Origin of the sequence: Stenotrophomonas maltophilia (genome assembly GCF_900186865.1) — a bacterium.
Lineage (GTDB): Bacteria > Pseudomonadota > Gammaproteobacteria > Xanthomonadales > Xanthomonadaceae > Stenotrophomonas > Stenotrophomonas maltophilia.
This window is the reverse complement of the sequence record NZ_LT906480.1, coordinates 3,875,953-3,891,217: the sequence shown is the minus strand read 5'-3', so window position 1 is coordinate 3,891,217 and position 15,265 is coordinate 3,875,953. Positions and strand designations below refer to the sequence as shown.

The 15,265-nt window shown below is 67.1% G+C and carries 17 protein-coding genes; 16 read left to right on the top strand and 1 reads right to left on the bottom strand.

Annotated features, from left to right (window positions below; translation table 11 throughout):
• Nucleotides 1-11 precede the first annotated feature (11 nt).
• The 16 genes from CKW06_RS18470 (at nt 12) to queC (ending at nt 14,154) form a co-directional block, all read left to right on the top strand.
• Nucleotides 12-533: a GNAT family N-acetyltransferase gene (locus CKW06_RS18470; protein WP_005410760.1), complete on the top strand. Its 522-nt coding sequence runs from the start codon at nt 12-14 to the stop codon at nt 531-533.
• A gap of 75 nt (nt 534-608) precedes the next feature.
• A complete protein-coding gene (locus tag CKW06_RS18465) occupies nt 609-1,241 on the top strand; it encodes an esterase/lipase family protein (protein ID WP_024958675.1) in 633 nt (210 codons plus the stop codon).
• A gap of 186 nt (nt 1,242-1,427) precedes the next feature.
• Nucleotides 1,428-2,159 carry a YebC/PmpR family DNA-binding transcriptional regulator gene (locus CKW06_RS18460; RefSeq protein ID WP_005410758.1) on the top strand — a complete coding sequence of 244 codons (732 nt, stop codon included), beginning with the start codon at nt 1,428-1,430 and terminating at the stop codon, nt 2,157-2,159.
• Between the two features lie 105 nt (nt 2,160-2,264).
• Complete coding sequence (ruvC, locus tag CKW06_RS18455) at nt 2,265-2,786, top strand: crossover junction endodeoxyribonuclease RuvC (RefSeq protein WP_005410757.1); 522 nt, start codon at nt 2,265-2,267, stop codon at nt 2,784-2,786.
• Between the two features lie 13 nt (nt 2,787-2,799).
• Nucleotides 2,800-3,393, top strand: coding sequence for a Holliday junction branch migration protein RuvA (gene ruvA, locus CKW06_RS18450; RefSeq protein WP_005410756.1), 594 nt, complete (start codon nt 2,800-2,802; stop codon nt 3,391-3,393).
• A 49-nt stretch (nt 3,394-3,442) separates the two neighbouring features.
• Entirely contained in the window at nt 3,443-5,362 is a 1,920-nt protein-coding gene (locus CKW06_RS18445) for a potassium transporter Kup (RefSeq protein ID WP_005410755.1), read from the top strand.
• A 449-nt stretch (nt 5,363-5,811) separates the two neighbouring features.
• Complete coding sequence (gene ruvB / locus CKW06_RS18440) at nt 5,812-6,852, top strand: Holliday junction branch migration DNA helicase RuvB (RefSeq protein WP_005410754.1); 1,041 nt, start codon at nt 5,812-5,814, stop codon at nt 6,850-6,852.
• Nucleotides 6,842-7,273: a tol-pal system-associated acyl-CoA thioesterase gene (gene ybgC, locus CKW06_RS18435; protein WP_012481069.1), complete on the top strand. Its 432-nt coding sequence runs from the start codon at nt 6,842-6,844 to the stop codon at nt 7,271-7,273. Before ruvB ends, ybgC begins: the two co-directional genes overlap by 11 nt.
• A gap of 10 nt (nt 7,274-7,283) precedes the next feature.
• Entirely contained in the window at nt 7,284-8,063 is a 780-nt protein-coding gene (tolQ, locus tag CKW06_RS18430; RefSeq protein ID WP_005410752.1) for a protein TolQ, read from the top strand.
• Between the two features lie 24 nt (nt 8,064-8,087).
• The gene (gene tolR / locus CKW06_RS18425) at nt 8,088-8,516 is read left to right on the top strand and encodes a protein TolR (RefSeq protein ID WP_005410751.1); all 429 of its coding nucleotides are present in this window, start codon (nt 8,088-8,090) and stop codon (nt 8,514-8,516) included.
• Nucleotides 8,506-9,561 carry a cell envelope integrity protein TolA gene (gene tolA, locus CKW06_RS18420; RefSeq protein WP_005410750.1) on the top strand — a complete coding sequence of 352 codons (1,056 nt, stop codon included), beginning with the start codon at nt 8,506-8,508 and terminating at the stop codon, nt 9,559-9,561. The genes tolR and tolA overlap by 11 nt, the downstream gene beginning before the upstream one ends.
• Nucleotides 9,562-9,844: 283 nt before the next feature.
• Entirely contained in the window at nt 9,845-11,164 is a 1,320-nt protein-coding gene (tolB, locus tag CKW06_RS18415) for a Tol-Pal system beta propeller repeat protein TolB (RefSeq protein WP_005410749.1), read from the top strand.
• 64 nt (nt 11,165-11,228) lie between these two features.
• Entirely contained in the window at nt 11,229-11,747 is a 519-nt protein-coding gene (gene pal / locus CKW06_RS18410) for a peptidoglycan-associated lipoprotein Pal (RefSeq protein WP_005410748.1), read from the top strand.
• 3 nt (nt 11,748-11,750) lie between these two features.
• The gene (ybgF, locus tag CKW06_RS18405) at nt 11,751-12,569 is read left to right on the top strand and encodes a tol-pal system protein YbgF (protein WP_005414274.1); all 819 of its coding nucleotides are present in this window, start codon (nt 11,751-11,753) and stop codon (nt 12,567-12,569) included.
• 139 nt (nt 12,570-12,708) lie between these two features.
• Nucleotides 12,709-13,410, top strand: coding sequence for a 7-carboxy-7-deazaguanine synthase QueE (gene queE, locus CKW06_RS18400; protein WP_024958176.1), 702 nt, complete (start codon nt 12,709-12,711; stop codon nt 13,408-13,410).
• A gap of 78 nt (nt 13,411-13,488) precedes the next feature.
• Nucleotides 13,489-14,154, top strand: coding sequence for a 7-cyano-7-deazaguanine synthase QueC (gene queC / locus CKW06_RS18395; protein WP_005410745.1), 666 nt, complete (start codon nt 13,489-13,491; stop codon nt 14,152-14,154).
• A 132-nt stretch (nt 14,155-14,286) separates the two neighbouring features.
• Here queC and CKW06_RS18390 read toward each other — a convergent pair whose 3' ends face one another.
• The gene (locus CKW06_RS18390; RefSeq protein WP_024958175.1) at nt 14,287-15,243 is read right to left on the bottom strand and encodes a DUF2268 domain-containing putative Zn-dependent protease; all 957 of its coding nucleotides are present in this window, start codon (nt 15,241-15,243) and stop codon (nt 14,287-14,289) included.
• Nucleotides 15,244-15,265 lie beyond the last annotated feature (22 nt).

Here is a 15,265-nt window from a genome sequence, read left to right as displayed (position 1 = left end):
CAACTTCCTGCATGTATTCGATCCGCCGCGCCACCGTGGACGACGCGCCGACCCTGTCGGCGCTGGCTGCCCGCACGTTCACCGAAACCTTCGGCCATCTGTATCCGCCGCAGGACCTGCAGGCCTTCCTTGAGGAGGCCTACACGGTCGAGCGCCAGCGCGTGATCCTGGCCCACCCGGATTACGCGGTGTGGCTACTGGAGCTGGACGGGGAGGCGGTCGGCCATGCCGCCGCCGGTCCCTGTGGCCTGCCGCACCCGGACGTGAAGCCCGGTGACGGCGAACTCAAGCGCCTGTACCTGATCAAGACGCAGCAAAGCTGCGGCTGGGGCAGCCGCCTGCTGGAAACCGCGCTGGCCTGGCTGGAACACGAGGGCCCGCGCACCCTGTGGTTGGGCGTGTGGTCGGAGAACTTCGGCGCACAGCGCTTCTACGCCCGCTACGGTTTCGAGAAGGCCGGCGAATACCTGTTCCCGGTGGGCGACACGAACGATCTCGAATTCATCCTGCGCCGCGCACCGCGCGCGGCCTGATGTTCACTGCCGCTTGCTGCGCGCGCGTGTTCAATCACCGTACGTTCCTGCCCCGCTGACCGCCAGGCTGTTTGCATGACTCCCCCCGTATTGCTGCTGCATGGCATCTGGAATGCCCGCGCCTGGGTCGGGCCGCTGGCCTGGCGCCTGCGCGCGCGCGGCTTCCAGGTGCACGCGTTTGGTTATTCCTCGGTGTTCGGTGGCCCGGACGTGGCCGTACCGCAGCTGCTGGAGCGGCTGGCCGACGCCGGCCCGCTGAGTTTGGTCGGCCACAGCCTGGGCGGGCTGTTGGCGCTGGAAGCGCTGCGGCGCAATCCGCAGCTGCCGGTGCAGCGCGTGGTCTGCCTGGGTTCACCGCTGCGCGGCAGTGGCACCGCGCGCTCGTTGTCCGATCATGGCTGGGGCCTGGCGCTGGGGCGCAGCAGCGAGCTGCTGCTGGACGGCTTGCCGGACTGGCAGGGCAGGGCCGAGGTCGGGCTGATCGCCGGTTCGGTGCCGCATGGTCTGGGCAGCCTGCTGGGCGCGATGGACGACGCCTCCGATGGCACCGTGGCCCTGGCCGAAACCCGTCTGCCGGGCCTGACCGATCATTGCGTGGTGCGCACCAGCCACAGCGGCCTGGTCGTGTCGCCGGATGCCGCGCGGCAGACCGCGCATTTCCTGCGCCACGGCCAGTTCGACCACAGCCGCGACGCCGCCGCCGCGTAATCTGGTAGGGGCGACCGCCCTGGCTCGGTGGGTGCGAACCGTCCTGCCCTGGTGGGTGCGAACCGTTGGTTCGCACGCGCTTCGCCGGGCCATGCCCGACGGCATCTCTCCGCCCTAGACACGGTTGCCGCCCCCGATCAGGTAGAATCCGCGCCTTGATCCTGAAGCAGCCAGACGGTAGCACCCATGGGTAGAGGCCCCTCCATCGAAGCCCGCAAGAACGCGTCCGACGCGAAGCGCGGCAAGATTTTCACCAAGATCATCCGCGAGATCGGCGTTGCCGCGCGCGGCGGTGGAGGCGACCCCAACAACAACCCGCGCCTGCGCGTGGCGGTGGACAAGGGCCTGGCCGTGAACATGTCCAAGGACGTGATCGAGCGCGCCATCAAGAAGGCCACCGGTGAACTGGAAGGCGTCGACTACGAGGAAATCCGCTACGAAGGCTACGCCCCGGGTGGCGTGGCCGTGATCGTCGACTGCCTGACCGACAACCGCGTGCGCACCGTGGCCGATGTCCGCCATGCGTTCAGCAAGTGCGGCGGCAACATGGGTACCGAAGGCTCGGTGGCCTTCATGTTCAAGCGCCTGGGCGTGCTCAGCTTCGCCCCGGGTGCCGACGAGGAAGCCATCACCGAGGCGGCAATCGAGGCCGGCGCTGATGACATCGTGGTCTATCCGGACGATGGCTCGATCGATGTGGTCACCAGCCCTGACGCGTTCAGCGCAGTCAAGGACGCGATGGCCGCCGCTGGCCATGTCGCCGACCACGCCGAGATCACCTTCCGCGCCGACAACGACATCAAGGTCGAGGGCGAGGTCGCCCTGCAGGTCAAGAAGCTGCTGGACATGCTGGAAGACCTGGACGACGTGCAGGACGTGTATTCCAACGCCGAACTCGGCGCCGACGCCTACGCCTGAGCCGTCTTCGACGGCCTGGGCGCGGGCCGTTGAACGGTCACCGCGGACAGTCATGAGCCCATACGCCTGCCAGCGCATTCCGTTCCGCCCCGCCAGGAGTGCAGCATGACCCGCATCCTCGGCATCGACCCCGGTTCGCAGCGGACCGGGGTCGGCATCATTGATGTCGATGCCACCGGCCGCGTCAGCTACGTGCACCACCAGCCGCTGGTGCTGCTGGGCGCTGACGACTTCCCGCAGCGCATGAAGCTGCTGGTGCTGGGCCTGGCCGACCTGTGCCGCGAGTATGAGCCGCAGGAAGTGGCCATCGAACGCGTGTTCATGGCCCGCAACCCCGATTCGGCATTGAAGCTGGGCCAGGCCCGTGGCGCGGCGATCTCGGCGGTGGTGCTGCGCGACCTGCCGGTGCACGAATATGCTGCCAGCGAGATCAAGCTGGCGGTCGTCGGGCGCGGTGGCGCCGAAAAGCAACAGGTTCAACACATGGTCGGGCTCATGCTCAACCTGAAAATCAAGCTGCAGGCCGACGCGGCCGACGCGTTGGCGGTGGCGATCACCCATGCCCACGTAAGGGCGACGGCCAACCGCCTGGGGCTCAGTGCCCGCCAGGCATGGGGCCGCAAATGAGGAGCTGCACGCAATGATCGGTCGACTGCGCGGCATCGTCGCCTACAAGGCGCCGCCGTGGCTGGTGGTGGACGTGAACGGAGTGGGCTACGAACTGGAGGCGCCGATGAGCACCTTCTACGACCTGCCCGAGCTCGGCCGCGAGGTCACCCTGTATACCCACTACTCGCAGAAGGAAGACAGCGTCTCGCTGTACGGCTTCCTGCGCGAGGGCGAGCGGCGCCTGTTCCGCGATGTGCAGAAGGTCAGCGGCATCGGCGCGAAGATCGCGCTGGCCGTGCTGTCCGGCGTCACCGTCGAGGAGTTCGCGCGCATGGTCCAGGCCGGTGACATCACCGCGCTGACCCGCATTCCGGGCATCGGCAAGAAGACCGCCGAGCGCATGGTGCTGGAGCTGCGTGACCGCGCGGCCCAGTTCGGTGCCGGCGGCGCGCTGCCCACCGGCAGTGGCCCGGCCCCGGCCGATCCGCTGTCCGACGCCACCGTGGCCCTGCAGCAGCTGGGCTACAAGCCGGCCGAAGCCGCGCGCATGGCCCGTGATGCCTTCAATGAAGGCGACGAAGTGGCCACCGTGATCCGCAAGGCGCTGCAGTCGGCGCTGCGTTGAGCCGCCTTCCTTTCCTTCAACAAACCGCCTGAGCTTCGCCAGGAGTCCCATGTCCAGCAGTCAAACCCCGCACGCAGCCGCCCCCGGCGGCCATGGCCACGCCCCCTCCGCTGGAGGACTGGCGCTGGTCATCGGTGCGATCGGCGTGGTCTTCGGCGATATCGGTACCAGCCCGCTGTACACCCTGAAGGAGGCGTTCTCGCCGCACTACGGGCTCAACAGCGACCACGATACCGTGCTGGGCGTGCTGTCGCTGGCGTTCTGGGCGCTGAACCTGGTGGTGACGCTGAAGTACGTCACCATCATCATGCGCGCCGACAACGATGGCGAGGGCGGCATCATGGCGCTGATGGCGTTGACCCAGCGCACGCTGCGCAACGGCTCGCGCTCGGCTTATGTGGTGGGCATCCTCGGCATCTTCGGCGCCTCGCTGTTCTTCGGCGACGGCGTGATCACCCCGGCCATGTCCGTGCTCAGTGCGGTCGAAGGCCTGGAGGTGGCTGCGCCCGGACTGCATGTCTTCATCGTGCCGGTCACCCTGGTGGTGCTGCTGGCAGTGTTCGCCGCGCAACGCTTCGGTACCGAGAAGATCGGCAAGGCGTTCGGCCCGATCATGGCGATCTGGTTCGTATCGCTGGCGGCGATCGGCATCTACAACATTGTCGATGCGCCCGAGGTGCTGAAGGCCTTCAACCCGTGGTGGGGCATCCGCTTCTTCATGGAGCACGGCTGGCACGGCATCTTCATTCTCGGTGCAGTGGTGCTGGCGGTGACCGGCGGCGAAGCGCTGTATGCGGACATGGGCCACTTCGGCCTGCGCCCGATCCGCCACGCCTGGTACTTCTTCGTGCTGCCGTGCCTGGTGCTGAACTACCTGGGGCAGGGCGCACTGGTGCTCAACCACCCCGAGGCCCTGAAGAACCCGTTCTTCGAGGCGGTGCCCTCGTGGGCGCTGTACCCGATGATCATCCTGGCCACCATGGCGGCGGTGATCGCCTCGCAGTCGGTCATCACCGGCGCGTTCTCAGTCTCGCGCCAGGCCATGCAGCTGGGCTACATCCCGCGCATGCGCATCAAGCACACCTCGCACGACACCATCGGCCAGATCTACATCCCGGGCATCAACTGGGGCATCGCGGTGATGGTGTTCGGCCTGGTGCTGGCGTTCCGCAGTTCGTCCAACCTGGCCGTGGCCTACGGCATCTCGGTGTCGGCCACGATGCTGATCGACACCCTGCTGCTGGCCGTGGTGGCACGTTCGCTGTGGCCGAAGTCGCGTGGCTGGCTGCTGCCGCTGTGCGTGGTGTTCTTCATCATCGACCTCGGCTTCGTCATCGCCAACGGCGCCAAGCTGCTGCAGGGCGCCTGGTTCCCGGTGGTGCTGGGCATCTTCCTGTTCACCATGATGCGCACCTGGCGGCGTGGCCGCGAGCTGCTGCGTGATGAGATCCGCAAGGACGGCATCCGCCTGGACACCTTCCTGCCGGGCCTGATGCTGGCACCGCCGGTACGCGTGCCGGGCACCGCGGTGTTCCTCACCGCCGACCCGACCGTGGCCCCGCACGCGCTGATGCACAACCTCAAGCACAACAAGGTGCTGCACGAGCGCAACGTGTTCCTGCACGTGGAAACCCTGCCCATTCCCTATGCGATGGAAGGGCAGCGGCTGAAGATCGAGTCGGTGGGCGACGAGTTCTACCGGGTCTATGTGCGCTTCGGTTTCATGGAAACCCCGGACGTGCCGCTGGCGCTGATGCGCTCGTGTGACCACGGCGGCATCTACTTCGACCCGATGGACACCACCTTCTTTGCCAGCCGCGAAACCATTGTGGCCACCGCCAACCGCGGCATGCCGATCTGGCGCGACAAGCTGTTCGCGCTGATGCATCGCAACGCCGCCCCGGCCACGGGCTTCTTCCGGATTCCGGGCAACCGCCTGGTGGAACTCGGCGCGCAGGTGGAGATTTAATCTCCGCCTGCGCTACGCCCCACACGCATTCCACCTCATCCCCCGCCTATCGGCGCGCCCCCTTGAACAACAAGGGGGCTCCGCTTGCGGAGGCACCGCGCGCCAGAAGCTGAGCCAACTTTCCCCCTCTGTTCCATCCACGCATGGCGTGGATCTGCCGTGTCGACCAAGGTCGACACCCACAAGAGCAGGCACAGGCCACGCCATCCAGACAGATCGCAGGAAACTGTCGAAGGCGGGGTGGGTCCGGTTGCGGGGGCGTGAGCCGCATGGATGCGGCGACCGAGCTTACATGGACGTACTTGCAGCGTCCCCCGCAAGCGGACCCACCCCGCCATTCCCCAGGAAGCCCGCTTCGGCTGTTGCTCTGGATGTTGCCGTTGCCGTTGCCTCTGCGGGTGCCGGGCGCAGCCCGGCCGAAACCCGCACTTTTGCCGCATAATCAGCACATGACCGACGACCGCATCATCGGCGCCGGCGCCACCCGCGAGGATGACGCCGCCGACGCCAGCATCCGCCCCAAGCGCCTTGCCGACTACCTCGGCCAGGTGCCGGTGCGCGAGCAGATGGAAATCTACATCCAGGCGGCCAAGGGGCGTGGCGACGCGCTCGACCACGTACTGATCTTCGGGCCGCCGGGCCTGGGCAAGACCACCCTCAGCCATGTCATCGCCAACGAACTGGGCGTGGCCCTGCGCGTGACCTCCGGCCCGGTGATCGAAAAGGCCGGCGACCTGGCTGCGCTGCTGACCAACCTGCAGCCGCACGACGTGCTGTTCATCGACGAGATCCATCGCCTGTCGCCGGTGGTCGAGGAAGTGCTGTACCCGGCGATGGAAGATTTCCAGATCGACATCATGATCGGCGAGGGCCCCGCCGCCCGCTCGATCAAGATCGACCTGCCGCCGTTCACCCTGATCGGCGCCACCACCCGCGCCGGCCTGCTGACCGCGCCGCTGCGCGACCGCTTCGGCATCGTCCAGCGCCTGGAGTTCTACAGCGTCGAGGAACTGACCCGTATCGTGCGCCGCTCCGCCAGCATCCTCGGCATCGACTGCACCGCCGATGGGGCAGGGGAGATCGCGCGCCGCGCGCGTGGTACCCCGCGTATCGCCAACCGCCTGCTGCGACGCGTGCGCGACTATGCGCAGGTCAAGGCCGGTGGCCACATCGACGAGCCCGTGGCCCAGGCCGCGATGAAGATGCTCAAGGTCGACCCGGAAGGCTTCGACGAGCTTGACCGGCGCCTGCTCAAGACCATGGTCGACTACTTCGATGGTGGCCCGGTCGGCATCGAATCGCTGGCCGCGGCGCTGTCCGAAGAGCGTGGCACCCTGGAAGACGTGGTCGAGCCGTACCTGATCCAGCAGGGCTTCCTGGTGCGTACCGCGCGTGGCCGCATGGCCACCCACAAAGCCTACCGGCACATGGGTCTGAAGCCGAAGAACCCGCCGCAGGACCTGTTCGCGGAGGTTCCCGATGTCGGTTGAGCCACTATTCAGTTGGCCGACACGCATTTACTGGGAAGATACCGACGCTGGCGGCGTGGTCTACCACGCCCGCTACGTGGCCTTCATGGAACGGGCCCGGACCGAATGGATGCGTTCGCTCGGCTACGGCCAGGAGCGCATGCGCGCCGAGCACGGGATGATCTTCGCGGTGCGCTCGATGCAGATGGATTTCATCAGGCCGGCACGGCTGGATGACACCCTGCAGGTGAGCGCCCGCCTGGTCCAGCTGAAGAAGGCCAGCATGGTCTTCGACCAGCAGATCCTGCGCGACGGCGAATTGCTGCTGTCGGCCCAGGTCCGCATCGCCGCACTGGACGCGGCCAGTTTCCGCCCGCGTGGCATGGACGAGGCCGTCCTTGCCGTGCTGCAACCCCACCTCCACCCCGAATCCGAACACTGAGGAACAACGGATGATCGCAACGCTCCTGGCCCTGCAGGCCACGGTCACCGAGGCACTGCCGGCCGACGTCAGCAACGCCGCGACACAGACCCTTGCCCAGGCCACCACCGGCGGCGGCATCAACTACCTCGAACTGATGGCCAAGGCCAGCCTGCCGGTGAAGATCATCGTGCTGCTGCTGCTGGTCGGCTCGTTCGTCAGCTGGGTGATCATTTTCCGCAAGGCCCGCGTGTTCAAGCAGGCCACCCGCGAAGCCGACGAGTTCGAGAACCGCTTCTGGTCCGGCGCGGACCTGGGCAAGCTGTACAGCGCGGCCACCGACCGCAGCCGCAGCGTGACCGGCCTGGAAGCCATCTTCGAAGCAGGGTTCCGCGAATACACCCGCCTGCGTGACAAGCGCCGCCTGGATGGCCGCGCACAGCTGGAAGGCGCGCAGCGCGCGATGCGCACCACCTATACCCGCGAAGTGGACCAGCTTGAGCGCAACCTGGAACTGCTGGCCAACATCGGTTCGACCGCGCCGTACGTGGGCCTGGTCGGCACCGTGTTCGGCATCATGGTGACCATGCACGACATGATCAGCAGTGGTGCGCAGGCCGGCATCGCCGCCGTCGCGCCGGGCATCTCCGAGGCACTGTTCGCTACCGCCATCGGCCTGTTCGTGGCGATCCCGGCGGTGTGGGCCTACAACCGCTTCACCACGCGCGTTGAGCGCATGTCGGTGCGGTTCGAGACCTTTGCCGAAGAGTTCAGCTCCATCCTGCAGCGCCAGAGCGCTGGCGACGAGTAAGCGCCTGACCCGGGAGTCCAAGCCATGTCCGCTGCCATCGGTCGCCGCAAGCGCCGCAAGCTGAAATCGGAAATCAACGTCGTTCCCTACATCGACGTCATGCTGGTGCTGCTGATCATCTTCATGGTCACCGCGCCGCTGCTCACCCTGAGCTTCGACGTCGACCTGCCGCAGTCCAACGCCAAGGCGCTGGAGAGCAAGCAGGACCCGGTGATCGTCTCGGTGCGCCAGGACGGCCAGCTCAGCCTGAAGCTGCCCGATGCCAAGGAACCGACCGCCGTGTCGGCCGAGGAACTGGAAGGCCGGCTGGCCGGCATCGCCGCCCAGGACAAGGGCGTGCGCGTGATCGTCGCCGCCGACCGTGCCGTGGCCTATGAAAAGGTCATCGCCGCGATGGATGTGATCAAGCGCGCCAAGGTAGACAAGGTAGGCCTGGCCACCGATGCACGCTGACGCCCTGCCACCCCCGCATCAGCGCGAACCCGGCTGGGGCCTGCCCCTGGCATTGGCGTTGCTGGTGCACCTGCTGGTCGCGCTGGTCTTCATCGTGGCCTGGTTCTGGTCGCCCGAGCGCAACACCGACGCCGCCGCCGGTGATCCGTCGGTCGAGGCCAGCTTGGCGCTGTCCGCGTCGGAGGCCTCCGCTGCGCGCCAGGCCCTGCGCCAGTCGGAAAAGCTGGAAGACCTGCCGCCGCCGGTGGCCGAGCCCATCCCGGTGCCGGAAGACACCATTCCGCCGCCGCAGCCGATCCCGGAACCGCGCCCACAGGACGCCCCCACGCCGCAGCAGCAACAGGCGCAGGAGCGTGTCGCGCAGCCGGATACCAAGGATCAGGAAGCGGTGAGTGCGCTGGCCATCTCCCAGGAGAAGGCCAAGCAGGAACAGGAAGCCAAGCGCCGCCAGGAACAGATCGACCTGACCGAACGCAAGCGCCAGGAAGAAGCGGAGCAGAAGCTGCGCCTGGCCAAGCAGCAGGAAGCGGACGAGAAGAAGAAGCAGGCCGAGCAGGAGCGCGTGGCCGCTGACAAGGCCGAGGCCGAGAAGCAGAAGAAGATCGCCGAGATCCGTGCCCGCCGCGAGCAGGCCGAGAAGGAAGCCAAGCTGGCCGAGCAGAAGCTGCGCCAGGTGGCCGCCGCGCGCAATGCCGCAGGCAGTGCCGCTGCCGGTTCCAGTGGTGCCTCGCAGCCGGCCGCCGGTGGCGGTGGCAACAGCGACGACCTTTCGGCCAAGTACGCAGCCGCCATCCAGGCCAAGGTGCTGTCGCAGTGGGTGCGCCCGGATACGGTGCCGTTGGGCCAGCGCTGCCAGATCACCATCACCCAGATTCCGGGTGGTACGGTGATGCAGGCCAAGGTCAGCCCGAACTGCCCGTACGACGAGGCCGGCAAGCGCTCGATCGAGGCCGCCGTGCTCAACGCGCAGCCGCTGCCGTACCGCGGCTTCGAGTCGGTGTTCGCACGCACGCTCAACTTCACCTTCACCGCCCAGGATCGCTGAGGCGGGCAGGGCAGGGTGGCTCTCCGCTGCCCGCGTCCACGGATGTCGCGCTTGCCTCTGGCAGGCCAGGTCTCGACCGGGCAGGCTGTGGGCTGCTGTCGGACACCGCCCCGCAGGGCGGCGTGACGGGGCAGACGGGCGCGATGTTAGCCACGACGTTAACGGTGCGTGAGAGGACGGGCTGGAACTGACCCGGAATTCACGTACCCTTGGTTCATGATTGCGAAGCGGTTCACTGCCGCTTTGTTATCCCTCGTTCCGGTTTCCCCCTATTGAGCGCTCCATGAAAAAGATGCCTCGCTGGCTTGCCGTGTTTGCGGCCCTGTTGCTGCCCTTTGCTGCCGTCGCGCAGCAGAAGGGGCTGGATATCGACATCATCGGCGGCAATGCTTCCGCGCTGCCGATCACCATCGTGCCGATGCCTTACCAGGGGTCGTCGGCTGCACCGCAGACCGACGTCGCCGGCGTGGTCCGTGCCGACCTGGAGCGCTCGGGCCAGTTCCGTACGCTGCCCGAAGCGCAGATCGTCGAGAAGCCGGTGCGCGGCGGCGACATCCAGTTCGCCACCTGGCGCGCGCTGAAGCAGAACTACATCGTGGTCGGCCGCGTGCTCGACGCCGGTGCCGGCGCCTACCGCGTCGAGTACGAACTGTTCGACGTACCCAAGGGCGAGCGCCTGCTGGGCCTGGCGATGACCGCCCGTGGCAACGCCATGCGCGATGTTGCCCACCAGATGGCCGACGCCATCTACGAAAAGATCACCGGTGTGCGCGGCGCCTTCTGGACCCGCATCGCCTACGTGACCGCTAGCGGCAAGGGCGACGCCATGCGCTACGCGCTGATGGTGGCCGACTCCGATGGCTTCAATCCGCAGACCATCGTGCGTTCGGCCGAGCCGCTGCTGTCGCCGTCGTGGAGCCCGGATGGCAGCAAGCTGGCCTACGTCAGCTTCGAGCGTGGCAATTCGGCCATCTACATCCAGAACATCGGTACCGGCGCGCGTGAGCTCGTCACCAGCTTCCGCGGCATCAACAGCGCCCCGGCGTTCTCGCCGGACGGCCGCAAGCTGGCCCTGACCCTGTCGCGTTCGGGTAACCCGGAAATCTACGTGATGGACCTGGGCAGCAAGCAGCTGACCCAGCTGACCAACCACTTCGCCATCGATACCGAGCCGACCTGGGCGCCGGACGGCAGCGCGGTGTACTTCACCTCCGACCGCGGCGGCCGTCCGCAGGTCTACAAGGTCGGCGCGGGCGGCGGCAGCGCCGAGCGCGTGACCTTCCAGGGCAACTACAATGCCAAGCCCTCGGTGTCCTACGACGGCAAGAAGATCGCCGTCGCCCAAGGCTCGGGCAACAGCTACAAGATCGCGGTGATGGACAGCTCGCTGGGTTCGCCGCGCTGGAGCACGCTGTCCCCGGGTTCGCTGGATGAATCGCCGAGCTTTGCGCCCAACGCGAGCATGGTGTTGTACGCCGCCCGCGAAGGTGGCCGTGGTGTGTTGTATGCCGTCTCGGCCGATGCGCGGGTTCGCCAGCGCCTGGTCCTGGCCGATGGTGATGTGCGCGAGCCGGCATGGTCCCCATACCGTACCCAGCGCTAAAAGAGTGTTAATATTTTCGTTGTCTTGAACCCCTCATCGGCCTAGGAGCCACAAAGGTATCGCCATGAACAAGTCCACCCGCGTTCTGCTTGTTTCCCTGCTGTCTGTGGCCGTCCTGGCCGGTTGCTCGAAGAAGGTGAAGGAAGAGCCGGCAGCCCCGGTCGACACCGGCACCTCGACCACCACCCCGACCGGTCCGTCGACCTCGGGCCTGTACGGCCCGGGCGACCTGGATACCGACGCTTGCCTGCGCCAGCGCGTTGTCTACTTCGATCTGGACAAGGAAGACGTGAAGCCGGAATTCCAGGCCATCATGGCGTGCCACGCCAAGTACCTGCGTGACCGTCCGTCCTCGCGCATCACCCTGCAGGGCCACACCGACGAGCGCGGTTCGCGCGCGTACAACCAGGCCCTGGGTGAGCGTCGTGGCAACGGCGTCAACTCGGCCCTGCAGGCCAACGGTGGCTCGGCTTCGCAGCTGACCGTCGTTTCCTACGGTGAAGAGCGTCCGGTCTGCACCGAGTCGAACGAGTCCTGCTGGTCGCAGAACCGTCGCGTCGAAATCGTCTACACCGCGCAGTAATCCATGCGCATTGGCATCAAACTGATGCTGGTCGTTGCGGCAGCCCTCGTGGCTGCCGCACCGGCGCATGCACAGCGACAGAGCCTGGCTGACCGTGTCGGCGCGCTCGAGCAGCAGATGTACAACAACAGTGCCAACCAGGACCTGTTGAACCAGATCAACCAGCTGCGGCAGCAGGTCACCAGCCTGCAGGCCTCGATCGAGCAGTTGCAGCACGACAACGCCCAGCTCAAGCAGTCCGCCCAGGACCAGTACCTGGATCTGGACAGCCGCCTGAACCGGTTGGAAGGGGGCAATGCCGCCCCGGCCCTGCCGCCCGTTCCGGCGAGCGCGCCGAAGGCCGCACCGGCCCCGGCAAAACCCGCAGCGGCGGCCACTTCCGAGCGGCCGCCTTCCGTCCATGGTGATGCCGGCAGCCTTGCCGCCACCGGCGACGAGCGCACGTCCTACAACGTCGCCTTCGATTCGCTGAAGGCCGGCAAGTACGATGATTCGGCGCAGCTTTTCCTGAGCTTCCTGCAGCTGTATCCGAACGGCGTCTACGCGCCGAACGCGCTGTACTGGCTGGGCGAGAGCTACTACGCCACCCGCAATTTCCCGATGGCCGAGACCCAGTTCCGTGAACTGCTCGCGCGCTATCCGACCCACGACAAGGCCGCTGGCGGCCTGCTCAAGGTTGGCCTCTCGCAATATGGCGAGGGCAAGGTCGACCAGGCCCAGCAGACGCTGGAGAGCGTCGTGGCGCAGTACCCGGGCTCGGACGCCGCGCGCACCGCCCAGGATCGGCTGCAGTCCATCCGCCTCGGCAAGCAGATCCGTTGATCCGCTGACCGGGCGTACAATGCGTACCCTGGCGCCGGGCTGATTTCCGGCAGCCTCCTGTAGAGCCGAGCCCATGCTCGGCTGCTTTCGTTTCCGGCGCCGATAAATCGGTCGCCCGTCCCATGAAGAATTGTTTGCCATGACCGCCGTTACCCCGTCCAACGCCGTCGCCACCCCCAGCGACATCGTGCAGTCGCCGCTGCCGCGCCTGAAGATCACCGAGATCTTCACCTCGCTGCAGGGCGAAGCCGATACCGCCGGCTGGCCGACCGTGTTCGTGCGCCTGACCGGCTGCCCGCTGCGCTGCCAGTACTGCGATACGGCCTATGCCTTCCATGGCGGCACCTGGTGGGACATCGACGACATCGTGGCCGAGGTGCTGGCCCAGGGCGTGCGCCACGTCTGCGTGACCGGCGGCGAGCCGCTGGCGCAGAAACGCTGCCTGGTGCTGCTGCAGAAGCTGTGCGACGCCGGCATGGACGTCTCGCTGGAAACCTCCGGCGCGCTGGACGTCAGCGCGGTGGACCCGCGTGTATCGCGCGTGGTCGACATCAAGACCCCGGGGTCGGCCGAAGCGGCGCGCAACCGCTGGGAAAACCTGCCGCTGCTGACCGCACGCGACCAGATCAAGTTCGTCATCTGCAGCCGCGAGGACTACGACTGGGCCAAGGCCCTGGTCGCCGAGCACGAGCTGGTGAAGCGCTGCACCGTATTCTTCTCGCCCAGCAAGGGCGAGATCACCGCGCGGCGGCTGGCCGACTGGATCGTCGAAGACCGCCTGCCGGTGCGCTTCCAGATGCAGTTGCATAAAATCCTGTGGAACGACGAGCCGGGCCGATGAGCCCGCGCGGCGTTCCCTGATGTAGCTCCGGCGCGGGACAGCGTGCTGGCTTTCCCCTCCCAACCGGATGTTTTACCCATGAAGAAGGCAGTCGTGCTTCTCTCCGGCGGCATGGATTCAGCCGCCGTCATCGCCATGGCCCAGGAACAGGGCTTTGCCGTGCATGCCCTGAGCGTGCGCTATGGCCAGCGCCATACCTCCGAACTGGATGCCGCCGCCCGCGTGGCCAAGGCCCAGGGCGTGGTCGCGCACAAGACCGTGGACGTGGACCTGCGCAGCATCGGTGGCTCGGCGCTCACCGATGACATCGACGTGCCCGAGGCCGGCGGTGCCGGCATTCCGGTCACCTACGTACCGGCGCGCAACACCATCATGCTGTCGCTGGCCCTCGGCTGGGCCGAAGTGCTCGGCGCCAACGACATCTTCTGCGGCGTCAACGCCGTGGATTACTCCGGCTACCCGGACTGCCGCCCCGAGTTCGTGGCCGCGTTCCAGGCGCTGGCCAACCTGGCCACCAAGTCGGGCGTGGAAGGTGCGGGCATCAAGGTACACGCGCCGCTGCAGTTCCTCAGCAAGGGCCAGATCGTCAGCGAAGGCGTGCGCCTGGGCGTGGACTTCGGCCTGACCGTGTCCTGCTACAACGCCGACGCCAACGGCGCCGCCTGCGGCCACTGTGATGCCTGCCGCCTGCGCGCGCAGGGCTTCGCCGAAGCCGGCGTGCCCGACCCGACGCTGTACGCCTGATCGCCCCTGGTAGTGCCGGCCGCTGGCCGGCTTCCCTGATGGGTGTGAATTCCCAGATGGTGGGGGCGAACTGCTCCACGGTGGGTGCGAACCTTGGTTCGCACTCCCTGACCCGCCAGGCATGGCCCGGCGCTACCGTTGCCGCAGCCACCCCGACGCTTCAATAAACGCCCGCACCGCCTTCGGATCGGCATAGTCCAGCTCGATCATCCGCGCGACACCGGCTTTCTCGTCGGCTTGCTGGCGCATGTACTCCTGCGCGATGCGGTAGCCGGCGTAGTACCCCACATCACCCACCCCGAACGGATTACGGGCGCTGTTGTACAGCCAGTTGTCCAGATCCCCGCCGTCCATTTCAGCGACGAAACGCGTGCGGATTTCCGCTTCGTGCGCGGGCCCGTAGCTGTACAGCGGAAGCGCCGGCCGACGCCCACTCAGCCGTTCGGCCACATACTCCGCCACGCCTTCGCGCACCGCGTACTGCGCCAGGCTGCCGGTAGTCTCGCGCTGCTGGGTATGCACGTACTCGTGCAGGTTGTTCTGCGCGTTGTTCGCCCCCGGACGGCTGTCGTAGAAGATCCGCAGGCGGCTGCGCATCGGCTCCGGCAGCTCGCTCACGTCCACGCGTTCATCGCCCAGCGCCATCTCCGCACCGATCAGTACCTTGTCACCCAGCGTGGTCCCGCCAGTACGCAGCACGCCCACGGCATAGGTGATGGTGGCCGGGCGCAGGGCGGGGTAGAGCGTGCGGAAGGCGGCCAGGTCCCGTTCCAGTGTGGCGCTGGCCTGCTGCGCGTTGGCGGTCAATGGGCGTACCGACGTCCAGAAGCGCGGCCACGCACGCATGGCCTCGGCGTATTCGCGGGCGGTGTAGTTACGGACCTGCATCAGCGCATGCAGGCCGGGGCTGCATGGATCGATGTAGCGCGCCTGCACCAGTGCGACGTGGCGTTCAACGTCGGGCTCGGCGCGCACAGCGTCATAAGTGGCCCAGAAGCGGCCGATGTCGTCGGTGACGACCTGGGATGGGGCGGCCAGTGCCGCACAGGGCAGCAACAGGGCGGCAATCAGGCTGAAGGGCAGGCGCATCCGGAATTCCGCGATGGGATCA